At 70.6% G+C, this 24,409-nt stretch carries 19 protein-coding genes; 2 read left to right on the forward strand and 17 right to left on the reverse strand.

Annotated elements, in window-relative coordinates; genetic code table 11:
- Positions 1-84: 84 nt before the first annotated feature.
- The 13 genes from ABZY45_RS24010 to ABZY45_RS24070 form a co-directional block, all read right to left on the reverse strand.
- Positions 85-642, reverse strand: coding sequence for a GNAT family N-acetyltransferase (locus tag ABZY45_RS24010; protein ID WP_356742819.1), 558 nt, complete (start codon positions 640-642; stop codon positions 85-87).
- 92 nt (positions 643-734) lie between these two features.
- On the reverse strand, positions 735-3,770 hold the full coding sequence (locus tag ABZY45_RS24015) for a hypothetical protein (RefSeq protein WP_356742821.1): 3,036 nt from the start codon (positions 3,768-3,770) through the stop codon (positions 735-737).
- 165 nt (positions 3,771-3,935) lie between these two features.
- Complete coding sequence (locus tag ABZY45_RS24020) at positions 3,936-5,825, reverse strand: hypothetical protein (protein WP_356742823.1); 1,890 nt, start codon at positions 5,823-5,825, stop codon at positions 3,936-3,938.
- Entirely contained in the window at positions 5,822-6,700 is an 879-nt protein-coding gene (locus ABZY45_RS24025) for a DUF4132 domain-containing protein (RefSeq protein WP_356742825.1), read from the reverse strand. The genes ABZY45_RS24020 and ABZY45_RS24025 overlap by 4 nt, the downstream gene beginning before the upstream one ends.
- 362 nt (positions 6,701-7,062) lie before the next feature.
- On the reverse strand, positions 7,063-8,682 hold the full coding sequence (locus ABZY45_RS24030; protein WP_356742827.1) for an FAD-dependent oxidoreductase: 1,620 nt from the start codon (positions 8,680-8,682) through the stop codon (positions 7,063-7,065).
- The gene (locus ABZY45_RS24035) at positions 8,679-9,725 is read right to left on the reverse strand and encodes an alcohol dehydrogenase catalytic domain-containing protein (protein WP_356742829.1); all 1,047 of its coding nucleotides are present in this window, start codon (positions 9,723-9,725) and stop codon (positions 8,679-8,681) included. The genes ABZY45_RS24030 and ABZY45_RS24035 overlap by 4 nt, the downstream gene beginning before the upstream one ends.
- A gap of 74 nt (positions 9,726-9,799) precedes the next feature.
- Positions 9,800-10,087, reverse strand: coding sequence for a YciI family protein (locus tag ABZY45_RS24040; protein WP_356742831.1), 288 nt, complete (start codon positions 10,085-10,087; stop codon positions 9,800-9,802).
- A 50-nt stretch (positions 10,088-10,137) separates the two neighbouring features.
- A complete protein-coding gene (locus tag ABZY45_RS24045; RefSeq protein ID WP_356742833.1) occupies positions 10,138-11,844 on the reverse strand; it encodes an FAD-dependent oxidoreductase in 1,707 nt (568 codons plus the stop codon).
- Positions 11,837-12,712 (reverse strand): shikimate dehydrogenase, encoded by an 876-nt coding sequence (locus ABZY45_RS24050; protein WP_356742835.1) that lies wholly within the window; start codon positions 12,710-12,712, stop codon positions 11,837-11,839. Before ABZY45_RS24050 ends, ABZY45_RS24045 begins: the two co-directional genes overlap by 8 nt.
- The gene (locus ABZY45_RS24055; protein WP_356742837.1) at positions 12,705-13,556 is read right to left on the reverse strand and encodes a TIM barrel protein; all 852 of its coding nucleotides are present in this window, start codon (positions 13,554-13,556) and stop codon (positions 12,705-12,707) included. The genes ABZY45_RS24050 and ABZY45_RS24055 overlap by 8 nt, the downstream gene beginning before the upstream one ends.
- Complete coding sequence (locus ABZY45_RS24060; protein WP_356742839.1) at positions 13,553-14,632, reverse strand: Gfo/Idh/MocA family oxidoreductase; 1,080 nt, start codon at positions 14,630-14,632, stop codon at positions 13,553-13,555. Before ABZY45_RS24060 ends, ABZY45_RS24055 begins: the two co-directional genes overlap by 4 nt.
- Entirely contained in the window at positions 14,632-16,017 is a 1,386-nt protein-coding gene (locus ABZY45_RS24065) for an MFS transporter (RefSeq protein ID WP_356742841.1), read from the reverse strand. The genes ABZY45_RS24060 and ABZY45_RS24065 overlap by 1 nt, the downstream gene beginning before the upstream one ends.
- Positions 16,018-16,181: 164 nt before the next feature.
- The gene (locus ABZY45_RS24070) at positions 16,182-17,078 is read right to left on the reverse strand and encodes a LysR family transcriptional regulator (RefSeq protein WP_356742843.1); all 897 of its coding nucleotides are present in this window, start codon (positions 17,076-17,078) and stop codon (positions 16,182-16,184) included.
- A gap of 154 nt (positions 17,079-17,232) precedes the next feature.
- On the opposite strand from ABZY45_RS24070, the gene ABZY45_RS24075 reads away from it, so the two are divergent.
- The gene (locus tag ABZY45_RS24075) at positions 17,233-18,984 is read left to right on the forward strand and encodes an FAD-dependent oxidoreductase (protein ID WP_356742845.1); all 1,752 of its coding nucleotides are present in this window, start codon (positions 17,233-17,235) and stop codon (positions 18,982-18,984) included.
- Positions 18,981-19,670: an SDR family NAD(P)-dependent oxidoreductase gene (locus ABZY45_RS24080; RefSeq protein WP_356742847.1), complete on the forward strand. Its 690-nt coding sequence runs from the start codon at positions 18,981-18,983 to the stop codon at positions 19,668-19,670. The genes ABZY45_RS24075 and ABZY45_RS24080 overlap by 4 nt, the downstream gene beginning before the upstream one ends.
- A gap of 91 nt (positions 19,671-19,761) precedes the next feature.
- On the opposite strand, the gene ABZY45_RS24085 is transcribed toward ABZY45_RS24080, so the two are convergent.
- Genes ABZY45_RS24085 through ABZY45_RS24100 form a run of 4 tightly spaced genes read right to left on the reverse strand, consistent with a single transcriptional unit; the run spans position 19,762 to position 24,409 of the window.
- Complete coding sequence (locus tag ABZY45_RS24085) at positions 19,762-20,514, reverse strand: ABC transporter ATP-binding protein (protein ID WP_356742849.1); 753 nt, start codon at positions 20,512-20,514, stop codon at positions 19,762-19,764.
- Positions 20,511-22,343, reverse strand: coding sequence for a branched-chain amino acid ABC transporter ATP-binding protein/permease (locus tag ABZY45_RS24090; RefSeq protein ID WP_356742851.1), 1,833 nt, complete (start codon positions 22,341-22,343; stop codon positions 20,511-20,513). Before ABZY45_RS24090 ends, ABZY45_RS24085 begins: the two co-directional genes overlap by 4 nt.
- Positions 22,340-23,209, reverse strand: a complete 870-nt coding sequence (locus ABZY45_RS24095; RefSeq protein WP_356742853.1) for a branched-chain amino acid ABC transporter permease — start codon at positions 23,207-23,209, stop codon at positions 22,340-22,342. The genes ABZY45_RS24090 and ABZY45_RS24095 overlap by 4 nt, the downstream gene beginning before the upstream one ends.
- A 51-nt stretch (positions 23,210-23,260) precedes the next feature.
- Positions 23,261-24,409: an ABC transporter substrate-binding protein gene (locus ABZY45_RS24100; RefSeq protein WP_356742855.1), complete on the reverse strand. Its 1,149-nt coding sequence runs from the start codon at positions 24,407-24,409 to the stop codon at positions 23,261-23,263.

Genomic DNA, 24,409 nt, shown 5'->3' on the forward strand with positions numbered 1-24,409 from the left:
CGGCGCTCCGCGATGGGATGAGCTTGCGGCGCGGCCCGGAGAAGCGGGAGAAGTGTCAGGAGTCGCGGACCGGGCCGTCGACGTCTACCGCTGTTCCCACTCGGTCCGGGTGAGTGCGTACTCGACTTCACCGTGTTCGGAGCCCTCGATCGCCTCCGGCCAGTCCCCGGTGAAGTTCCGGACGAAGGACAGGCCCGACTTCTCCATGACGCGGCGGGAGCGGGTGTTGACGGCCATCGTGTTCGCCGTGACCCGCTCGACCTCCAGGTCCGTGAACCCTGCCTGGATCAGGGCCTGGGACCCCTCGGTGGCGTAGCCGTGCCCCCATGCCGCCTGGTTCAAGCGGTAGCCGAGTTCGACCACGGCGGGGCTGTGCTCGTCCAGCGGCCGGAACTCGAACCAACCCAGGAAAGTGCTGGTGGCCCTCTCCTGGGCGGCCCAGTAGCCGCGGGCTTCCCAGCACGGGTAGTCGTGCATGAGTCGCGGCAGGACCCGCGTCTCGATCGCCTCACGGCTCGTCGGGCGCCCTCCGTTGATGAAGCGCATGACGTCGGGGTCGTTGTCCAGGGCGAGCAGATGGTCGGTGTCGGCCGTCGTGAACGCGCGCAGAACGAGCCGGTGGGTCTCCAGGAAGTTGGACATGCCGCGATCTTCACCACAGGCCGGCGGGCCCGCCACCGGTTTTCGTACGAGCGAAGTGCTCCGGGGGCGGCCGCCCCCTCCAGCGGCCGGACTCAGCGACGCCGCTTGCGCGGAAGCGGCACCTCCAGTTCCCCCAGCTGCGGTCCGTCCCCGTCCTGGGTCCGGCGCCAGGCCTCGCGGTACAGACCGGCGACGGGCCGGGTGGGCACGACGACGCCCAGGACGGCGCTCTCACCGTCGAGCAGGTCGTACATCGACAGCTTCCACCGTTCCAGCGGCAGGTGCGGTTTGGCGAGCTGGGTCCACCCGCCTGGCAGGAACAGCGAACGTCCGGCCTTGGAGCGGCTGCCCTCGACCACGAGTTGCGTGCCGGCGAGTTCGGCGCGGGCGGCCCGGAGCCTGGCTGTTCCACCGCGCTGCTTGCCCCAGCCGGTCCAGCGCGCCGTGTTGCGGTCGGTGGGGTCCGGCATCGCGAGCAGCATCAGGTAGAGGACGGCGGCGTCCTCGCCGAGGCCGTACCGCTGGACCACTTCGCCGACCAGGTCGGGCACCGACCGGGTGGGGTCCTGCGGCCACCAGAGCCCGTCCGCGTCGCGCTCGCCCGCCACCGGGTCCCCGGGGTCCGCGAGCAGTTCGGCGAACAGCCGGTCGTGGGCCAGGCGCAACGCGGTCTCCTGGGCGTCCGGCCCTCCCTCCGCGAACAGCGCCGTCAGGTGGGAGTCGGTCCCAGCCCCGTCCAGCAGTGCGGGCCTGAAGGAGGGGACGGGCTCGGACATCTCGGTGCCCGCCACGACGGCGCCGAAGCGCACGAAGCCCTCGCCGGTCTCCGTGGGATCCCCGGCGGTCCGGCGGAACGCCTCCCAGTCGATCCGCCGGTCGAGGGCGATCAGGAGGCCGGGGTGAGCCAGCCGTTCGCGCAGCGCCGTCAGTACGCCGGGCAGGGTCGCGCGGACCGGGTCGCCGGACGGGAGCCGGTGGGCGAGCCATGCGGCCAGGGCCACCGAGCCCTTGAGGACGTCGTTGCCGAAGCCGGGCGTTCTCTCGACGGATTCGAGGGAGTAGCGGCCGAACTTCCAGGTCAGGTCCCGGGAAAGCCGAGGCTCGGTGGCCATGCCGACGAAGCCGTACAGCGCGGCGGAGGGTGCCCATCCCGGGGACACGACGGTGCGGACCGCGTCGTGGAGCACCTCCTCGGGGACGGGCGTGCGCCGGCCCAGCCGCTCGTTCCAGACTTCGGCCGCCCGGGCGGCGTCGGGGCCGTCGGTCCACAGCAGGGCCGGCTCGGCGGGGAGCAGCGCCGCCACGACGGCCTGCCGGGCGCCCGGGTCGAGGTTCTTCAGTTCGTCCTTGGCCACGCTCGCGTCGGCCGATGTCACCCCGATCACCTTCAGCGTCGCGGAGGGCACCGCCTCGCGCTTGTCGTCGATCCTGGGCAGGCCCGCGACGACCAGCCGGGCCATGGTCGGGGTGACACCGGTGAGCCGCGCGAACTCCTCGGCGGCCGACGGGAACCAGGGGGCCGGGCCGCGTTCGGCGAGCTCGGCGCGGAACACTGCCGCCCAGCCGGGCGCCCGCGTCGGCTCCGGTACGAACGGTCCGGAGGCGAGGAGGGTGTACGGCTCGGGTACCTCGAACCGGCCGGACGGATCGTGGAAGAGCGCCCCGTACCGCAGGCCCCTGGGGTCTACACCGGGGTCCCATTCGCTGAGGAAGCAGTGCGATCGGGCGGGGAAGAGCAGGAAAGCGCCGCCGGCGAGGTGCAGCACGGCCTCGTCGCTCGCGCCCCTCACCGCGTCGGGCCCTTCGAACAGGCTCCGGTCCAACCGCAGCCGGACACGGCGCCAGTGGCCGGGATCGAGCTCCGTGAGCCCTTGGGCGTCGAATACCTCGAGGAACGCGTCCAGCGCCTCCCGGTGCTCCTCCACGGTGCACTCGGAGCCTGCCCGCAGGGCCAGTATCGCGGGCAGCTCCGGCAGGGCCAGGGCGTCCAGTCGCTCCAGCGGCTTCTGCCTGGCCAGCTCGACGTGGGTCCGGCCCGGGAGAGCCGGCTCGGCCGGGTTCCGCATCGACCGGCCCAGCAGGCGCGGCAGGCCGTACAGGTTGTGGTCGGAGGAGTAGTAGCGGGAGTAGCGGGAGAACGTGCCCCGGCCCGTCAGGCCGACGCCGTTCACCGCGGCCTCGAGCAGTTCGTCGCCGGGTTCGGGCCGTGGTTCCCGCGGGAGGACTCCGGTGATCGCCGCGTCGAGCCGGGACAGCGCGGCGTCCAGGACGCGCTGCTGCTCGGCGGCGAACCGCACCACCCCGGTGATGCCCGCGCGCAGTGCGTCGTGGCCGACCTCCGGCAGGAACGTGCGGACCAGGCCGGGCACCACGCCCGCGCTGTCCCCCTCCGCCCGCTGCTTCCCCGGCTCGTCCTCCGGCTCGGCGTCCAGCGCCGGCACGGCCCGTGCCAGGAGCGCCGCGGCGGTGTCCTCGTCGATCCGGCGGAGTGCGGCGGACCCCTGCGGGTCGCGTGGCTGGAGGAGGTGCCAGTAGCGCAGGGGCGGGAGCTGGACCGTACCCGCGTTGAAGGGTCCGGACCGGTAGCCGGACGGGACCTCGGCGACCAGCGCGCCGTCGGTGCCGACCAGCTGGACGGTCCGCGACTTCCGGACCACGGCCACCGGCCGCCCGGAGCCGGGGAAGATCAGCGCGTGCTCCGGGTCACCGCTCACCCCGGGCGGCACGAGGACGGTGCGTCCGGCAAGGTCCTCGCCCCGCCGCGAGCCGTCGGGAAGGGTCACCACCCGCCACCCGAGCACCCCGTCCACCGGTGCGCAGACCGGGCCCGGTACGGCGGAGGGGGCGGGCCGCAGCCAGGCGGCATCGAGGGTGCTTCCCTCCGGATCGGCGCGCAGTGCCTCGTCGATCCACCGTGGTGCCCCGGGTTCGCCGATCGTGTCACCGTCCGGGTCGTACGTCCGCCAGGTGGCCGGCCCGTCCTGCCCGTCCCGCCTGGCCCACACCCAGTACGACGTGCCGTCGCCGATCACCCATCTGGTCTTCGGCAGGAAGGCGTCCCCTCTGCGGAGCACCCCGCGACCGGTGGTCCGGCCGCCTCCGGGAAGGGGCAGCGAGGCGGGGGCCATGCCTCCGTCGACCCCGCCGCTGCCGTCCGGATCGCAGGGCCACCAGGAGCGGTGCGAGCCCTCGACGGTCAGGTGGGATGCGCCGTCGGCGGTGTCATGCCAGTACCCCTGCCAGGTGGCGGCGGAATACGAATGCCACCAGAGGAACAGCCCGCCGTCAACGTACTAGCAGCTGAACGACCAGAGCCGGTCCGAACCGTCCGGGAGGCGCGTCTCATGGGCGAGGACCGTGCCTTCCGCCCCGAGCACCCGTACCTCTTCGCCGGAGACGGCGATGAGGTACGGCCAGCCGTCGATGACCCGTACGTCCCGCGCCTGGTTCCGTGAGGCGGCGGAGCGCAGGGCTTCCTCCCAGGCGGGCCAGCCGAGCTCGTCGAGGATGCCGGTGCGCAGGGTGCGGGCCAGCGCGGGGGCGAGGCCGGTGGCCAGTGCGTCCCGTACCGCGTCGGCTGCGACGGCCAGTACCTCTCCTGGCAGCCAGGACAGCGTGCGCAGCGGGCTCGACCAGCTGGAGAATTCGGGCAGTGCCATGGTGAGGTACGTCCGGCTGACCTCTTCCACCCAGGTGGCCAGCATCGGCCGCCCGCCGGGAGACCTGGCCAGGTCGACGACGGTCTGCTCGCTGTCCTCCCTGTGCCAGTCGGGACAGCCGCGCAGGAACGCCGGAAGGAAACGGGCGTCGGCTGCCAGCGCGAGGAGGTCACGCCGGTACGCGCACGCCGCCCATGCCCCCAGGGCGAGCCTCTGACCGTCGCCGGGCCGTGCCACCGGTATGCCGAGGGACAGAAGCTGGTCGAGCAGGTTTACGTCGCCGACCGGAGGAGGGAAGGCGCCGTCGTGGGCACGGAGTTCGGCGCGCAGCGCGTCGGCCATGCGGTCGACGAGCGGATACAGCTCCGGCGGCGCGGCATGGTGGCCATCGCTGCCACACAGCGTGAGGAACCTTCGCGCCCATCCGGCCGTGCCGTCGGGGGACCGTTCCTCGGCGGGCAGCGCGGTGTCGCACAGCCCGGCTGCGGCCCCGGACTTCTCCAGCAGGTCCAGCCACCGGGACAGCTCGGTCCGCTCCCACCGGTCGGGCAGCATGCCCAGCAACGTGCCGCGGACGGCGGGCTCCTGCCGGGCGAGTTCCAGCAGCGCGGCCCGGTGGGCCTTCCACCAGCCGACAGGCGCCTCGGCGGTGCCGGGCAGGGGCAGCATCTCGCGCAGGTAGGCCATCTCCTCGGCTTGCGCGTTCTTGCCCGCGACCGGCTTCGCCAGTCTGCGCAGGTCGGTCGCGCCCGGACTCGACGGCGGCACCCCGTGCGCGGCGAGCCGGACGAAAAGCCCGCGCAGGTGCCGGAACGCCGTCGCGGCCGGTACGCGGGAAGGAAGCCCCTTGGCATAGCTGGAGAGGATCTTCGTCGGTACGGCACCGGCCAGGGCGAACTCGAGGAACACCGCGTCCATGCGTGCCTCGTCGAACGGCAGCGCGTGTGCCGTCTCGGCCTTGCGGGCGTTGACGAACATCTGGGTTGCGTACGCGGTCTGGTCGGCCGCGAGGAACACCCGACCGGCCTGTTCGTAGAACGTCGGCAGGAAATGCGGTACGGAGCCCGCGAGCCGCTCGCCGATCGTCTCGTAGGCGGCGCGGGCCCTCTTCGCCCGGGACCTCACCGTCCGCGCGACCTTGTCCATCTCCTCGACCAGGGACATCGCCAGGTGGCCGTCCGAAGGATGGCGGACCAGTATCCATTCGGGGAAGCCCATGGCCCGGTGCTGCCCGACACCGACCTCCACCGGCTCGCCCTCGGGTTCGAGCCCCAGGAAGCCCGTTGCCGCGTCCCTGGCCCCGTCCCCGGTCACCAGGCGCACGACGATCCGGCCGTCCAGCCCCGGATGCCGGTAGGTCCGGGCGAACACCGGGGCGGCCCGGTCGCCCCCCTGGGTGGTGCCCGGCGGCAGTATCGCACCGGCGCGCAGCAACTCCTCCGTCTCCGCCGCCGCCCCGTCCCGTGTCGTCCCCTCAGGCATGACCATGTGCCTTCCGTGGGTGTACGTACCGATGCCGTTCATGCCGCGCCGTCCTCGGGTACCGTGCGGCCGGCGTGCAGGGCAGCGGCCATGCGCATGCCCTCGGACCACGCCACGGGGCCGATCTCGTCCGGAGGGAGGCGGCGCCCACCCTCGTCGAACCAGGTCAGGCTGCCGGTCCAGGCCCTCTCCTCGGTGTAGGGATCGCTCATGCCGACCGAGGCGGTGGTGATGCGTCCGGCGTCCCGGATCCGGTCGACCACACTGCTGCCGGCGATCCGGTAGCCGAGAGAGATGGCACGGGAGGAGAGGTGGAACCATGAACGGTACTCGGCGCCGGCGAACTCGGTGACCGCGACCGGAGCACCGTCGGTGCCGGCCGGCTTGCGCCAGACGGCCCGGTGGATCTGCTCGACACCCTGGACCAGGCCCGACTCGGCAGCCAGGGCCCGGAGCCCTTCCAAGCCGGGGAGGAGGATCGGGTGGGGCATGGTCACCGATCGGGCCGACAGGCGGACGGTCTCACCGTCCAGGTTCACCACCCGCACTCCGCCCGAGTCGTCCGTGTCGCGCAGGAAGCCGACCTCGTGCGGGCCGTCGCCGACGATGACGATGTCGCGGAGCGCCGCCTCCCATGCCTCGTCGGCCCGGAGCCGCGCCAGCAGACCGGTCGGCACCGGCAGTGAGGACACCATCCAGTTGCCGACCCGTGCCGCGCACTCGGCCGCGTGCCGGTCGAGCCACTCGGCGAAGCGCTGGAGTTCGACGACTTCGGGGCGGTCCTCCAACTCCGCGGGCAGGGTTCCCTCCTGCTCGCCCTCCTGCCCGGCCGGCGACACGCCCGGCGCTCGCCGTGCCACCACCCGCCCCTCCACCAGCGTGACTTCGTAGGTGTCACCCGCTGCCAGCCAACCCATAGGTCTTCGCCTCTCCCACCAGTCACAACACCACACAGTGCCTGGCGCGGCCCGAATCAGCACGCCCCGCTGTGATGTTGGCGAAAGACTAGAGGCGCCCACCGACAGAGGAAGCGTCACGCGGTGTCGCAGTCGGTGTGGGGCTCCACGCGACCGACGCTCTCCTTGAGGACGAGGTCCGCCAACCCCGACCTCGTCGAACGCCGGCGGAACAGTCACCCCGAGAACGAGCCGCGGCCGGAACACTTCTACGCGCCGCACGCGGAGGAATACACCGACTACCCCTTCCTCCGAGCGGGTTGAGGCTCACGGTCACGTCCCTCACCGATCCACGTGTCCCCCATGGGGGCGCCCCCCGGCTGTCATGGGGACGCGGTCGCCGTGGCGGCGAGGTGCTCGCCGACCGCGAAGCCGCGGGTGATGGCCGAGCCCAGCGTGGCGCCGCCGCCCGGGTAGGCGTCGTGGAAGACGGTCGCCGAACAGTTCCCGGCTGCGTACAGCCCCTCGATCGGCGCGCCGCGATTGTCCAGTACCCGGCCATGGAGGTCGGCGCGCAGGCCGCCGGCGGTGCCGAGCACCCCGGCGTGGACGGGCACCGCGAAATACGGGGGCTCCTCCACCGGCGCCAGGCACGGGTTCGGAGTGTTGGCCGGATCGCCCAGGTGCCGGTCCTGCTCGCTGGCTCCGCGTCCGAACTCGGTGTCGACGCCGATGCGGGCGTCGGCGTTGAAGCGCCCGAGGGTCCGCTCCAGGCCGTCCGGGTCGATCCCGCAGGCGCGGGCCAGGCCTGTCGGAGTACTCGCTGAGGTCATCCACTCCTCGGGGACACCGGGAGTGGAGCCGGCGATCGAGTACGTGTCCAGATAGCGCCGGTCGAAGATGAGCCACGCCGGTGCGTTGGCGCGCCGGCCACCGCGCGGGTCGGTGTTGCCGAAGGCGCGGTTGAGGTCGTGATAGTTGGTGGCCTCGTTGACGAAGCGCCGGCCCTGGGCATTGACCGTGACCGAGCCGGGCAGTGTCAGTTCCACGTTGCCCATGCGGCCCGACGGCAGGCCGTCGTACCGCTGTGTGGGAGCAGTGATCACGGGTACACCCCACACGGCTGTCATGTCGCCGACCGCGGCACCCGCGGCCAGTCCCAGCAACAGCCCGTCGCCTTCGTTACTGGGTGCGCTGATCGGGATCACCGGGAAGGGAAGATACGCGCCGCGCAGCCGGTGATTCCACTCGAAGCCCCCGGAGGCCACGACGACCCGGCCGGCCGTCAGCCGCACCTCGCCGTCGCGTATCGTCACGGTCCACCCCGCGCCTTCGCGTTCCAGACCGGTGACCCGAGCGGGTGAGGTGAGGGTCACCCCGCGCCTCAGGGCCGTGACCACCAGTCGTCCCACCAGGGCGCCGCCCATGGTGCGTACGCCGGAGCGTTTCCGCTCGGCGAGCAGTGCCGGAGCCACGGGGGCGCCTTTGAGCGCGTCCCGCTCGTTCATGCTGATCAGGGGGAAGTACGTGGGTGGACGCAGGACTTCGGCAAGCCCCGGGTAGGGCGCCGGGTCGAACGGGTCGTTGTCCAGGCCCCGTCCGGTGGCCGCGCCGTCCCACTCGGGGTGATAGTCGGGGCGGGCCAGCGGAGCGAGACGGACCTCGGTGTGCTCGTCGAGGTAGCGGACCGCGGCGGCCGACATGCTGACGTACCAGTCGATCTCGGCGCCGGTCATCCGCCCCTCTGTGGCTGCCCGCAGATAATGTGCCGCAGCCTCACGGCTGTCGGGGTGACCGGACCTCTCCATCAGGTGGTTGCACGGAGCCCACATCACACCGCCGCCGACCGCAGACGTACCACCCAGGCGTTCGGCCTTCTCCAGAACGAGCACGGACAGACCCGCGTCGGCGGCACGCACCGCCGCCACCAAGCCGGCCGCACCGCTGCCGATGACAACGACGTCGTAGTGGTCGCGCAGGTCCGCGAGCGGAGTGGTGATCACGAGGCGACTCCAGGCATGTCGATGGCGATCTTGCCGACCAGTCCGGTGCGGGAGCGCATCGTCTCGAAGGCCCCACCGAGCCGGTCGAAGGGGAAGCGGTGGGTGATCAGGGACTCCGCCTGTCGTGTGTGCCGGGAGAGCAGTTCGGCGGCCACACCGATCAGCTCCTGGCTGTTGCGGCTGCCGATCAGGTCGATGTCCTTCACCGGCAGGGTGCGCATGGAGAAGGTGACCTCGCGGTCGGAGATCCCGACGGCGACCACGCGGCCCGCGGTGGCCACCGCCTGCAGGGCGTTGTTCAGCGAGTCCGGCATCCCGGTCGCCTCGAAGACCAGCGAAGGCCCGTGCCCACTGGTCCACGTGGCCAGCAGCTCCGCTTGACGGGGGTCGGGAAACGGCACGGCCGGGTCGATCAGTACGGTGTCCACCGCGCCGAACTCAACCGCGAACGCGCAGCGTTCCGGAACCGTGTCGGCGGCGACGACCTCGATACCGAGCGAGGTGAGGTACAGCGTGCACAGCAGCCCGATGGGACCGCTGCCCAGCACCAGGGCCTTCTCCCCGGCGACGGGACGCCCACGGTTCACGGCCTGCATCGCGATGCTGGCCGGTTCGCACAGCGCGGCCAGGTGGCTCGGCAGGGCCTCGGGTACGAGGAAGAGCTTGGTGACGGGGACGGCTATCAGCTCGGTGAGCGCGCCCTCCACGTCGTAACAGCCGTAGACGGACATCCTGTCGCAGGCGTTGGTGCGGCCGACGGAGCAGGCGTGGCAGCTGCCGCAGGCGAGGATCGGGGAGACGGCGACCCGGTCGCCCACGGCCAGTTCAGGGTGCGGGACAGGGAGTTCTTCGATCACTCCGCTGAACTCGTGCCCCTGCACCATGGGCAGTTCGGTGGCGTAGTCGTCCTCCCAGATGTGCAGATCCGTGCCGCAGAGGGTGACCGTCTCGACGCGTATGAGCGCCTGGCCCGGAGCGGGGACGGGGACGGGCCGTTCCTCGTAGCGGATGGTTTCCTTGGCGATGGTGCAGGCGGCTCGCATGGTGTGCCGTGGTCCGGCCGGGGTGGTACCGGCATCTTGTCCGGCAGCGGTCGTGGCCGCGTTCCGGGTGCCGCTCACTGCACACCGCCGAAGAAGATCTGCCAGGCACGGATGGTGCGTTCGGCGATCAGGCCCTCTCGGTGGAAGGGGTCCAGGTCCAGCAGCGCGGCGAGCTCGGCGGCCGATTCCGCTTCGAGGACGAGCAGCGCGCCGGGAGCGCCGTCGGGGCCCAGCGGGCCCGATACGCGCAGGCGCCCGGCGTCGAACTGCTGCTCCAGGAAGTCCTTGTGCGCGGGCCGGTGTTCGTCACGTGCGGGAGCCGAATCGTCGGCGTAGGTGTAGGTGACTGCGAAGGTGGACATGGGAAACGTTTCTCTTCCGTGGTGGGGCCGTGGGCTCACGGCGGAGAGGATCAGAGAGAGCGCGCGGCGTGGCGGGCGGCCAGGTACCCGAAGGTCAGGCCTGCGCCGACCTGGCAGCCCGCTCCGGGGTACTCGGACGCCATGATCGAGTTGGCGTCGTTGCCGCAGGCGTAGAGCCCGGGTACCGGTTGGTTCCGGTCGTCGAGGACCTGGGCGTCGGAGTCGGTCCGCAGGCCGAGGGCGGTGGCCAGGGGGGTGGGGACGACGGCGATCGCGTAGAAGGGGCCCTTCTCGATCGGGCCGAGGTTGGTGTTGGGGGTGTGGGCGGGATCGCCGTACTGGTGGCCGAAGGGGCTGTTCCCCTTGCCGAACTCCTCGTCGACGCCTGTGACGGCGAAGCGGTTGTTGTCGGACACGGTGCGTTCGAGACCGTCCGGGTCGACACCGATGGTGATCGCGAGTTCCCGGACCGTGCGGCCGGTACGGAGGTATCCCGCGTCGGCGTACCTCTTGAGCCTGGCCTTGGGCAGATGCGGTCGGATCATGCCCAGCCCGTATTTCGCCAGGGCGGAGGAGTCGATGACGAGCCAGGCGGGGACGGTCGGCACGGACTTGTGCGAGTCGTACATGGCGCGGGTGAAGCGGTGGTACGAGACCGACTCGTCCACGAACCGGCGTCCCGCGGCGTTGACGGCGACGATGCCGGGCTTGGCACGGTCCCAGATGTGCGGGAAGACCGCGGTGGAGCCGTCCGGGCGCCGGCCGATGGAGCTGGGGAACCACAGGGCGTTGTCGTCCTTGGGCTCGCCCAGCGTGCCGCCGACGGCGCGCGCGAGGGAGAAGGTGTCGCCGGTGGCGCCTTCGCCGGCACGGGTGAACTGGGGGGTGGGCTTCGGCATGTACCGGGCGCGCAGCTCCGGGCTGGAGGAGAATCCCCCGGCGGCCAGGACGACACCACGGCGGGCGGCGACCCGGACCGTGCGGCCGCGGTGCGAGACGATCGCGCCCACGACCCGGCCGCTGCGGTCGGTGACGAGCTCGGTGGTACGTGCGGTGAACCACACGTCGCCGGAGCGCTGCAGAAGCTTGTGGTAGAGGTTCGCGACGAGCGCGTTGCCCATGGCAAGCCGGGTCCCACGCGGATACCGGAGTCGGTCCTCGGCCCAGCGAACACCGAGGCGCGCGGCCACGGCCATGCCGCGTACCGATCCGTCGAAGACGGTCAGGAGCTGGTTGACCTCGGCGCGGCGGACCATGAGGGTGCCGTTGAACAGCGCGAACTCCGGGACCGGGCGGCGGATCCGGCCGAACCGGGACCGTCCGAGCTTGCGGCCGTCGAAGGTGTGGGGTTCGAGAGCGCGGCCGGTTCCGGATCCCTCGATCTCGGGGTGGTAGTCGACGACGGTCCTGGAATGCCAGAACTTCACGCCCATCCGGTCCAGGTAGTCGACCATGGCGGGGCCGTGTGCGAGGTAGGTCTCGCGAAGTTCCCGGGGGGCGCGGTCGCCGACCAGGTCGTCGAGGTAGCTGCTCGCGGCCTTGGTGTCCGCGGCCGGGTCCTGCTGTTGGGGGTGTCCCGGGATCCAGCAGGTTCCGGCGGAGTAGGCGGTGGTGCCGCCGAGCCACTCCGTCTTCTCCAGCACCAGTACGGACATGCCTTCCTGGGCGCCGACGGCCGCCGCGCCCATACCGCCCGCGCCGGAGCCCAGGACGAGGAGGTCCACCTCGTGGTGCCAGTCGGATTCTTTGTCAGGCATGGCTCGGTTCCGTCCTTGGGGTGTGGAGAGCCGACAGGTGCTCCCGCATGCGGTCGAGATCGGGTGTGGCGCCCGTGATCAGGGCGAGGGTCCTGGCGGCCTGGGCGACGAGCATCGCGCCGCCGTCCAGGACCTGGCAGCCCGCCGCGCGGGCGGCGGTCAGCAGCGCGGTGTTCAGAGGCCGGTAGACGACGTCGGCGACCCAGTGCCGGGAGGTGAGGGCGTCGGTTGCGAAGGGCAGGCCAGGGTGGCCGGTCATCCCGATCGGGGTGGCGTTGACGATGCCGTCGGCACGCCGAAGCCCGGCCGCGATCCGGTCCGGGGCCAGGGCTGTGATCTCCCTGGACGGCAACGCCGCCGACAGCCTGGCGGCCAGGGCACAGGCGCGTCCGCCGTCCGCGTCGACGATCTCGACGGCCGCGCCGGCGTCCGCGAGGGCGTAGGCGACGGCGGAGCCCGCTCCTCCCGCGCCGACCACGACGACGCGGTCCAGAGGGGCGTCGGGGAGACCGTTGCGCAGTCCCGCGAGGAAGCCGCTGTGATCGGTGTTGTGGCCGATGAGACGGCCTTCGGGGACCAGCACGGTGTTGACCGCGCCGAGCGTGCGCGCGTCGGGCGAGAGATCGTCCAGCTGGCTGAGAACGGCCTGCTTCGCGGGGTGGGTGATGTTGAAGCCGGTCACGCCCTGCCGGACGGCGTCCCGCAGCCGCCACCCGGGCGGGAGATGGTCGAGGTCGAGAAGGGTGTAGGTGTAGTCGAGACCGAGGGTGGCGGCTTCCCGCTCGTGCAGGGCGGGCGAGAGCGATCCGCTGATGGCGGCGCCGACCAGGGCGACCCGGTGGCGGGCCGGGGTGAGCGTCTCAGGCATGGGCGTTCACCGCGGCCAGGACCTCGCGCAGGCCCCGCAGGTTGCGCCGCGCGTACTCGAGCGGGGTGAGCTGGGACTGCAGCGCTGCGTGCGGGACCTCGATGCTCAGGGGTGTCCCCGCGGGGGCCGCTGCGATCAGTTCCGCCAAGGGCAGCTCGCCGTCGCCGATCAGCTGCCGCTGTACGCGGGCCTCGATCTGCAGGACCGAGCCGTCCGCCGTCATCCCGAGCGGCAGCTCCGCGGGGAGGCCGAGGTGACGGGGCGCGGCCAGCGGTCCGTCGCACAGTTGCAGGCACGGGACGAGGTGGGGTGCGAGGGCGCGGACGTCGTCGATCGAGCTGCCGCCGCGCTGGATGTGCAGGGCGTCGAGGAGCACTGCCGCACCGGCGGCCGAGGCGATCTCGGCCGCCTCCGTGACGGTGCGCACCGGCTGGTAGCTGATGGGCTCGACGGTGGGCCGGATCCCGACGGCCTCGGCGTCGGCGGTCAGCGCGGCGAGGGTGTCGGTCAGGCGTCGCCGGTCGGGGTCCGCGCCGACCACGCTGACCGTACGGGCTCCGAGGGCCGCGCCGGCGTCGAGCGCGGGCCGCCAGTAGGAGGGGCCGGTGTCGGGACGCAGGGTCAGGAACTCGATGTCGCGGACGTGCAGGCCGGTGTCGTCGAGGCGCCGGAGCGTCTCGCGCGACATCGGTGAGCCGGGCCCCATGGGGTACTGGCTCTCGCCCACGGTGGCCGCGTTGACCCGGACACCGACGAAGTCGTAGCCGGCCGCTGCCGCGGTGCTGACGACCTCCGGCGGGCTGAGCTGGAGCAGGGTCAGGTGGGCGAGCCCGATGAGGGTCATGAGGTGGTCTCCTCGTTCAGGGTGGGGACGGCCTCCGGCCGGCCGGAGGCGGCCGAGGCGTAGGCGGCGGAAAGGACTGCCAGGGACCTCGCGGCCTCGCGCCCGGTGACCGCGGGTTCGCGGCTTCCCCGTACGGCATCGGCGAAATCCGCGATCAGCAGGGCGTGGAAGGGCGCGAGGGCGCCGTTGATCCGGGACAAGGGAAGGTCTGCGGTGAGGCCCGTCCCGAAGGGGGACACGGCTGCCTCGGCACCGGGTACGGCCCACACGTCGATCCGGGCTTCGCTGCCCTCCGGATACTCGGCGAGCCCGGCCGTCGCCCCGGTGCGCCCCGTGATCTGCACTCTCGTGCCGAGCCCGGGCGTGAGCGCTGTGGACGCCGCGATCGTGGCCAGACCGCCGGAAGCGAAGCGCACGGTCGCGACGGCGGTGTCCTCGACCTCCATGGCGTCGCCGTGCTTGAACGCGGCGTGTGCGGCGGCCACTTCGACTGCCTCGCCCATGTACCACTGAAGGAGGTCGACGTTGTGGACGGCCTGGGTCATCAGTACGCCGCCGCCGTCGGTCTCCCAGGTCCCGCGCCAGGCGTCGGCGGTGTAGTACGACGTGTCGCGGTGCAGGAGGACCGAGGTGTGCCCGAGGACCGGGGTGCCCAGAGTGCCGTCGTCGATCGCCGTACGGATCCGCCGGGCGGCGGGCCAGAACCGGCGCTGGAACGCTACTCCGAGAGTCACTCCGGCTGCCTCGCACGCGGCCACCATCCTGGCGGCCGCGCCGAGTTCGGTCGCGATCGGCTTCTCGCACAGCACGTGCACGCCGTGCGCGGCGGCCCGGGTGACGACCGCCTCGTGCGTGGGGTGCGGCGTGCAGACGCTGACCAGGTCCAGGCCGAGCTCGAAGAGGTCGTCGGGGCCGCTCGCCGCGGCCCCGTACCGTCCGGCGAACCGGGTGGCACGGGCCGGGTCGACGTCGCTGCACGCCACCAGTTCGACACCGGGCAGGTCGCGGTAGGCGGCGGCGTGGTTGTCGGCCACGTTGCCGCACCCGATCACCCCGGCCCGCAGCACCCTTCCCATCACAGTGCCCTGGTGGCGTCGGCGCGGACGCCCGGCACGGTCCCGGTCTGTTCCGCCGTACGTTGCCCGCCGAGCAGGGCGGTGGGCGTACGGAAGGTTTCCGGGCCGGTCAGCGCGGCGATGGCGGAGGCCAGGGTGAAGCCCGCGCACAGCCAGGCCACCGGCGTCCAGTTCGCCTCGTCACCTGCGGTCATGGCGGTGGCGAGCAGCGGGGTGAAACCGGCCGCGAGCAGGCCGACCATCAGCCCGATCGCCATGCCGCTGTAGCGGACCCGGGCCGGAAACTGCTCGGGGAAGTAGGCCGGGTAGACGCCGTTGGGTGCGGCGTAGCACAGGCCGATCAGCAGGACTGCGGAGGCGTAGATCCAGGGGATGTTCCGGGTGCCGATGGCGTCGAAGAACACGAACACCATGACACCCACACCGATCAGACCGGTGACGAAGACGGGTTTGCGTCCGATCCGGTCGGCGATGATGCCGTAGACGGGTTGGGTGAGGACAGCGGCCCCGTTGGCCACCGATATGACCGCCAGCATGGTGGTCCTCGATATGCCGGCGACCTCGGTGGCGTAGGCGAGGGCGAAGACGTTGACCATGGTGTTGACCATGGCGAAGGACGCGCAGACGGCGATCCGCAACAGGGTCACCCAGTGGTCGCGGAACAGTTCGACGACGGGCGCCTTTGCGGTCTCGTCGCTCTCCTGCAGCTCGGCGAAGACCTCCGGCTCGTGCAACGAGCGGCGCAGGAAGTAGGCGACGGCGGTGACCACGATGCTCAGCCAGAACGGAATCCTCCAGCCCCAGCTGAGGAGTTGGTCCTCGGGCAGGGCGGCGACCGGGATGAATACGAGGCTCGAGACGACGATGCCGAACATGATTCCGCTCATCGTGAAGCTGGTGAAGAACGCGCGGCGCCCGTCGGGGGCGTGTTCCACGGTCAGCGAGCTAGCCCCTGGGGACTCGCCGCCGGCGGAGAGTCCCTGGAGCAGGCGCAGCACGACCAGGAGGATCGGCGCGGCGACACCGATCTGACCGTAGCCGGGCAGGCAGCCGATCAGGAAGGTCGAGCCGCCCATCAGCATCAGCGTGAACATCAGGGTGTTGCGGCGGCCGAGCCGGTCACCGAAGTGGCCGAACAGCAGTGCGCCCAGCGGGCGGGCGACGTAGGCGACGCCCAGCGTGGCGATGGACATCAGGACGGCGGTGGCTCCGGCGTCGGGGAAGAAGACCTTGTCGAACACCAGGGCGGCGGCCGAGCCGTAGATGAAGAAGTCGTAGTACTCGAGGGTGCTCCCCAGGAAGCCGGAGAGAGCGGCCTTTCTGGGGTCGTTGCGGCTTCCGGAAGAGGTGCTGCCCGGGTGAGGAGCCGATGCCGTTGCGGACATGGGCGCTCCTTTCGATCCGGCGTCGTCGACGGAGCCGGACCCGGACGGGGAGTGCCCGAGCGGGCCCGGTGTGGGTGTCGACGACATTCGCAGGCTCGAATGTGTGCCGTCCAATACTTGATTTCACATAGACTTTGCTTGCCGGAAACTTAATCAGGGTGCAATCAGGGTGCCGGCGTGGGAAGCACCTCCTCGGCGAGCGCGAGCACGGCGCGCAGCACATGCGAGGGGTTGTCCTCCCGCCAGGCCAGGGCGTGGTCCATGTGGACAGGCTCGCCGCGCAACGGAACGAACACCGCGGCGGAGGGCATGATCTCCGCTATGCCGGACGGCATCACCGCGACACCGACACCGGCCGAGACCAAGGTCAGGATCATGTACGGGTCTGTGATCTCCTGAACCACCCGCGGCCGGAACCCCGCCTTGACACACGCCTGCAACGTCGATTCCTGCAGCGACGAACCGGCATCGGCCGGCGTCGTGATGAAGCCGTCCCCGGACAGGTCGGCAAGGGCGATCTCGGGTTCTCCCGCCAGCGGATGGTCGCTCGGCAGCGCCACCCCGAGCGGCTCACGGCCGATCAGCCGCGTACGCACCTTGGACGGAGGGACCGGCAGACCGACGAAGGCGATGTCCAAGCCGCCCTGTTCAAGCTGTTCGATGCCGTCGCGGGTCACGACCCTCCCGGTCAGCGACAGCGTGACCTCGGGGTACCGCTGGCGGACCGCCCTGGTGAGCGGCGGCAGCGTGCGGTGGTTGAGGGCGCCGGAGAAGCCGATGGACACGGTCCCGTAGACCTCGCCCTCGGTGGCCCTGGTCGACTGCCGCCCCAGTTCCAGATCTTCGAACACGCGGTGCGCGTGCGGCAGGAATGCCTGCCCGGCCGGCGTGAGTGCGACGCTGCGGGTGCTGCGGTCGAACAACTTCACCCCGAGGTCCTTCTCCAGCTTGCGGATGGTCTGGCTCAGCGGTGACTGGGCGAGTCTCAGTCGTGTGGCGGCGCGGCCGAAGTGCAGTTCCTCGGCGACGGCGATGAACGCCTCGAGCCAGCGGATCTCCATGAACGGAACCTTTCCGGCGTAGGGCTTGTGCTGCCCCGCCCCACACATATAGACAGTTGAAGGCACAGTGATGCGCCAATTATATCCCGCAATTTACATAGTCCTGGATGGTGCGGCACACAGTCGGCTCCGGGACGCAGGAAGAGACGGCATCGTGACCACTCGAACACCCCGAACGGAATCGTCACAGGAGTACGACGTGGTCGTCGTCGGCTCCGGAGCGGGCGGGCTCGCCACAGCGGTGACCGCGGCCCACCACGGTCTGCGGGTCGTCGTCCTCGAACGCGCCCCTGTGTGCGGTGGTGCCACGGCCTGGTCGGGAGCGTGGATGTGGGCACCGGGCAATCACCTGGCACAGGCCGACGGGGTCCGGGAGGAGACCGGGGAGGTGAGCGGCTATCTGCGCGCCGCACTCGGTGAGGACTACGAGCCTGCCCGGGTCGACGCCTTCCTGGACGCCGCTCCCCGGATGGTGCGGTTCTTCCACGACCGGACCGCCCTGACCTTCGTACCCGGTGCGAAGATCTGCGACATCTACGGCGATCTCCCCGGAGCCGGCACGGGGCACCGTTCCGTGGCCCCCGCCCCCGCCGACCTGCGTCGACTCGGCGACGACGTGGCGCGCCTCCTGCGCCGTCAGCTGTACGAGACCTCGTTCCTCGGCATGGGAATCATGGCCGGGCCCGACCTGGCCGGCTTTCTCGGCGCGGCCCGCGGCAACGTCCGCGGACTGCTGCACGCCACGCGCCGGGTCACCCGGCACCTGTTCGACCTGGTCACCGCGCGGCGGGGGATGCAGCTGGTCAACGGCACCGCGTTGGTCGGCCGGCTGCTGCGCTCGGCCCTGGATGCCGGCGTCGACATCCACGTGTCCTCGCCCGTGACCGAACTGATCCGGGAGGACGGCCGGGTGACCGGCGTGGTGGCGTCCACCGCCGACGGCCCACTCAGGATCACCGCGACGCGGGGCGTGGTACTCGCGACCGGCGGCTTCCCCCGTGACGAGGCCCGGCGCCGCCAGCTGTTTCCTCGCGGGGAACAGCACTGGACCCTCGCGCCCGAGGAGGCCGACGGCGCGGGCGCCGACTTGGGCATATCGGCCGGCGGCCGGCTCCGCACCGACCTGGCCTCCCCGGCCGCCTGGTGCCCCGTGTCCCTGGTCCCCTACCGGAACGGCCGCACCGGCGTGTTCCCGCACATCATGGACCGCGCCAAGCCCGGCAGCATCGGCGTACTGCCCGACGGGCGCCGGTTCGTCAACGAGGCCAACGGCTACTACGACTACGTCGCGGCGATGATCTCGGCGACCGAGGACGGCAAGCCGGTCGAGGCCTGGCAGATCGCCGACGCCCGGTTCGTACGCCGTTTCCCGCTGGGCATGGCGAAGCCCTTCCCTGTCCCCCTCTTCCCCTACCTGCGCAGCGGCTACCTCCGCCGCGGCCGTACGCTCGCGGAACTCGCCCGGGTCTGCGGCATCGATCCAGCCGGACTCACGGCGACCGTCGAGGAGTTCAACGATGCCGCCCGCCGCGGTGTGGACCCTGCCTTCGGACGCGGATCGACCCCCTTCAACCGCTACGGAGGAGACCCGAAGGCGACCCCGAACCCCTCACTCGCCCCGCTGGAGAAGGGACCGTTCTACGCGGTGCGGGTCGTGCCGGGCAGTTTCGGCACCTTCGCCGGACTGGCCACCGACCGGCACGCCCGGGTCCTCGGAGACCGGGACCAACCGGTCAGCGGCCTCTACGCAGTCGGCAACGACCAGGCGAACGTGATGGGCGGCCACTACCCGGCAGGTGGCATCAACCTCGGACCCGCCATGACTTTCGGCTGGATCGCCGCGCGCCACCTCGCCCACCTCGGCGCCGGTCAGGAAACCGACGCCACAACCCCCGGAGAGTCATGAGCTACCCCGAGGGCGTACTCGCCCTGGTCACCGGCGGAGCGAGCGGGATCGGCGCCGCGACGGCCGCGAAGCTGCGCGCCGAGGGCGTGCGGGTCGTCACCGCCGACCTCGCCGCGGGCGCGGACGAGAAGCTCGACGTCACCGACCCCGAAGCCGTCGCCGCGTTGGTCGCCCGACTGGGCCCGGTGGGGATTCTCGTACACAGCGCGGGCGTTGTGGGCCCCACCCGTCCTCTCGCCGAACTGCACCTCGACGAGTGGCGCACCACCTTCCAGGTCAACGTCGAGGGCACTTTCCTCCTCTGCCGCGCCGTCGTTCCCGGCATGGTGAGTGCGGGCTGGGGTCGGATCGTCACCCTGGCGAGCATCGCGGCCAAGGACGGAAACCCTGCCCAGAGTGCCTACTCGGCGTCGAAGGCCGCCGTGGTGGCGCTCACGAAGTCGCTGGGCAAAGAGCTGGCGACGACCGGGGTCCTGGTGAATGCCGTGGCGCCCGCGGCCGTCAGCACTCCGATGAACGCGCACACCGACCCGGCTGTGCTCGCCCGGTCCCGGTCGTTGACGCCGATGGGGCGCTTCGGCCGGCCCGAAGAGATCGCCGAGCTGGTCGGATGGCTCTGCTCCGAACAGATCAGCTTCTCCACCGGTTCGGTCTATGACGCCAGTGGCGGCCGAGCGACGTACTGACACCCGTGCATGCCTCGACCAGCCGCTGCCTGGCGGCTGGTCGAGGGTCAGTGCGGAGGTGCGCTGCGCAGAGGCGGGATCTCGTGCCGGCTCACAGTCCGAGGTAGATCTGACGGACGCGCTCGTCCTGGGCGAGTTCCTCGGACGTGCCCGACATGGCGACCGAGCCGTTCTCCATCACCAGGCAGTGACTGGTGACCCCGAAGGTCAGCTTGGCGTTCTGTTCGACCAGCAGAAGGCCGAGGCCCTCGCCCCGCAGACGGACGAGGATGTCCAGGACGTTCTCGATCAGCTTCGGTGAGAGACCCATCGAGGGTTCGTCCAGGAGCAACAGCCTCGGCTTGGACATGAGCGCCCGGCCGATGGCCAGCATCTGCTGCTGTCCGCCTGACAGGTCGCCGGCTGCCCGACCCCGGAAGTCCCGCAGAATCGGGAACAGGTCATACACATGCGCCAGGGTGTCCCGCGTTTCTCCCTTCCACGAGCGGCAGTAGGCACCGAGCAGCAGGTTCTTCTCGACGGAGAGTCCGGGAAACACATGCCGGCCCTCCGGGACGTAGCCCACACCGTGCCGGACCATGTCCCGAGCTCGTACCTTGCTGAGATCGGTGTCGCCGAGGGTGATCCGGCCGCTGCTGCGCGGGACGAGGCCCATGAGCGCCTTGAGCGTGGAGGTCTTGCCGGCACCGTTCGAGCCGATGATTCCCATGGACTCACCTGGGGCGACACTCAGCGCGACTGATCTGACGGCACAGACTCCCCCGTAATGAACGGTCAGGTCGGTGACGCTGAGGCTGTCGGTGCCCGTGCCCGGTGCGGAGGGCTCGGCGGCGGTGGTGGTCACGGAACCTCCGGTGCGGCGTGGGCGGGTATGTCTGCCGGCGTCGAGTCGCCGAGGTACGCCTCTATGACTTCGGGAGTAGCCGCCACTTCGGCGGGCGTCCCTTCCGCGATGACGCTGCCGGCTGCGAGGACGGTGATCCGTTCGCACAAGGACATGACCAGTCCCATGTTGTGCTCGATGAGGACAACGGTTACGCCCTGGTCGCGGATGGAGCGGACGATCGAGGAGAGCTGACCGACCTCCTCTCCGTTCAGACCGGCGGCCGGCTCATCCAGGAGAAGCAAGCTGGGCCGTCCGGCCATGGCCCGTGCGATTTCGATGCGCCGCTGGATGCCGTAGGGAAGGGACTGCGGGTGAGCATCGGCGAAAGCGGCGAGACCGTATTCCTTCAGGATGCGGTCCGCCTCAGCCTGCAACCTGTGTTCGTTCGACATGACACCGACGGGCCACACGGCGTACTGCCAGACCGTGCTGGTGCGGGATCGGTCGAGCACCACGAGGATGTTCTCGCGGACCGTCATCTGGGAGAAGAGACGCAGGTTCTGGAACGTGCGCGCCATTCCCGCCAGGGACAACTGGTACGGACGGGCCCGGGCGATGTCGCAGCCGACACCGGCGACCCGGCCGGCTGTGGGCCTGTACAGCCCGCTGATCACGTTGAACAGGGTCGTCTTCCCCGACCCGTTGGGTCCGACGATGCCGCGGATCTCTCCCCGTTCCACCGTCAGTGTGACGTCGTCGAGCGCGGTCAGCGCCCCGAACCGCTTGGTGACGTGGCTGATCTCCAGTGCCGGGCCGCCGGCAGTGTCCCCATCGGGCGCCTGATCCGCGGGGACGGCGTCGGGCAGGTAGGGGCCCAGCTCAGCGGCGCGTACGTCATCACTCTTCGTACGGCGCTTGATGGCCTCCCGGATCCTATCGGGGACACCTGCGAGCCCGGTGGGAGCGAAGACCACCATGAGGACGACGACGATGCCGTAACCCAGCTGCGCGTAGACGGCGAAGTCGACGAGTGCCTCACGGATCAGCACGAGTCCGACCGCCCCCACGACACACCCCACGAGGCTGCGCCGACCGCCGATGATCACCATGGCCAGGAGCAGGAACATGTTGCTGAGGCTGAAGGTCTCGGGTGCCACGTACCGGATGAGACCTGCGTAGAGGATGCCTGCCACACCGCCGTACACACTGGCGAGCAGGAACGCGGTCATCCGCAGCAGGGGAATCTCCGCGCCCATGGCGCCCGCGGCCAGGGCGTCGTCCCGCATGGCCCTCAGCCTGCGGCCGAGCCTGGTCCGCACCACGAAGGTACCGAAGGCAAGAGCGAGGCCGAAGACCACGATCTCCAGGTAGTAGTACATGTACTCGTCGGCGAGGTCGATCCCGAAGAGCGGCGGGACGGGGATGCCCGAGATGCCGTCCGCTCCCCCGGTGATCTCCGCGTTGGTGATCCAGTTGACGAAGCCCAGCGCCAGGCCGAGCGTGACGATCCCGAGGTAATGGGACTGCATGCGCAAGGCCGGCAGCCCCACCAGCAGTCCCACCAGGACGGTGGCGACGAGCCCGACGATCGCCGCCGTCCAGAAGCCGTATCCGGAGTGGGTGGTGAGGATGGCGGTGGTGTACGCGCCGACCCCGAAGAAGGCGACCTGGGCCAGGTTGATCTGGCCCGCCACGCCCATGACGAGCCCCATGCCGACGGCGAGGAGCGCGAAGATGATCGCGATGTCCACCACGTGCATCGAGTAGCCGTTGAGGCCGTAGGGCAGCAGGAAGGCGGCTGCACACGCCAGCAGGATGAGCGACGCCTTGGATTTGAGGATGTTCACGCCCGGCTCACCGTTCTCTCGCCGAAGATGCCCGTGGGCCGGATCATGATGGCCACGGTGAAGACAAGGAAGGTGACCAGGACGGAGTAACCCTGGAAGTGGTCGCCGGCGTAGGAGTCCAGGACCCCGATGGCCAGCCCTCCCACCACCGCACCGGGGATACTCCCGAACCCGCCGAGCATGGCTGCCGCGAAACCTTTCACCCCGAGGGCGCCGCCCAAGGTCGCATCGACGTAGAGCATGGGTCCGGCGAGGCTGCCGGCGAGAGCCGCGATGCCGGCTCCGATCGCGAAGGCGAGGGCGTTGCTGCGGCCCACGTGGATGCCGACCGCCGTTGCCGCTTCGTGGTCCATGGCCACTGCCTGCATGGCTGCCCCCGGCTTGGTGCGCTGGAGGAACAGGGTGAGCAGGACGACGCAGAGAGCGGTGATGGCGATGACCATCAGGTCGTAGGTGCGAATACGGATGCCCATGATTTCCAGGGGCCCCGAGGTTATCGGTGACGGCATGGCCCGTCCCGTGGTGCCCCAGATGAGTGTGGCGGCTGCCTGGAGGACGGTGCCGAAGCCGATCGTCCCGATCAGCATCAGGTCGAAGTCCTTGTTCTCCAGCGGGCGCAGGACCCGCTCGATGACGAGGCCGATGACGCCGGTGACGACGATGGAGATGACGATGGCGATGCCGAAGGGTACGTGCGTGGTGAGATAGAACGTGGAGGCGGCGTAGGCGCCGATCATCGCGACATCGGCATGGGCGAAGTTGACCAGGCCCATGGTGCGGTAGACGACGGAGAATCCGACAGCGATCAGGGCGTAGATCGCCCCCAGGCTGAGGCCTCCGACGAGGGTTTGCAGGGTGACTTGCATGGTGGCTCCCTGAAGCCGGTGCGGAGCCCGGCTCTCGGCTCGACGGAGTGGTTACTGAGCTGCGGAGAGCTTTCCGTCCTTGATGACGCCGATGGTGGTCCTGAAGATGCCGACACCGGTCTCGTCGTAGGCGAAGTCACCGAGCAGACCCTGGTACTTGGTGGCGCGGATCTCGTCGGCGAGCTTCTTCCCGGTGGCCAGGCCGCTGTTCTTCAGCGCGGTGAGCACGATGTTGGTGCCGTCGTAGGCCTTGGCCCCGTGCAGTTCGGCTTCCTTGTTGTACTTGGCCTTGTAGGCGGCGGCGAACGCGCGGCTCGCGTCGTTGATCTCGTTGCTGAGGTAGGGGGAGCTGACGATGGTGTCAGCGGCGTTCGCTGCACCGGCCGTCTCGATGAAGACCGGAGTGCCCTGGGGGGCCGCGCCCGCGAAGGGCACCTTGATGCCCAGATCGCGTGCCTGCTTCACGATCAGCCCGGCCTGGACCTCCTCGGCGCCGAGGAAGATGGCGTCCGGCTTGGCCTGGCGGATGCGGGAGAGCGATGCGCTGAAGTCCTTCTGGTCGGTGGTGACGACCTGGTCGCTGACCGGTGTGATGCCGGACTTCTTGAGCGCGGCGGTGAAGGCGTCGTGCTCGCCCTTGCCGTAGGACCCGTTGTTGGAGATCATCGCGATCTTCTTGAACTTCTTCGTGGTGACCAGGTAGTCGGCCAGCGTGCTGTCGTAGGTCGTACTGGTGGGCCCGTTGAGGAAGAGGAAAGGGCTCTTGACGTCGACGAGGGCCGTGGCCTGACCGGAGGTGATGTTGGGGATCTCCGCCTGCCGGAGGATCGGCGCCATGGCGACGGTGACGGCGCTCTCGGCCGTACCGATCATCGCGACGTAGTTGCCGTTGTCCAGCTTGCGCGCGATGTTGGTGCCGGTGGTGGGGTCGCCCTGGTCGTCGAAGACCGTGACCTTGATCTTGCGGCCGTCGATGCCGCCCTTCTTGTTCCATTCGTCCACGGCGAGCTTGGCGCCCTTGGCCTCCCAGTCGCCCAGCGCCGCGAGCTGGCCGCTCTGGGCGTTCACCACGGCGATCTCGATGGGACCGCTGCCGTCGGCCTTGTCGGAGCCGGAATCGCCGGGGGCGCTGCACGCCGATGCGGCGAGCAGGACACCGAGGGCGACGACCGGGACGGTGTGACGGGTTCTGGCGCGCAT

Source organism: Streptomyces sp. NPDC006516 (genome assembly GCF_040611875.1).
Taxonomy (GTDB): domain Bacteria; phylum Actinomycetota; class Actinomycetes; order Streptomycetales; family Streptomycetaceae; genus Streptomyces.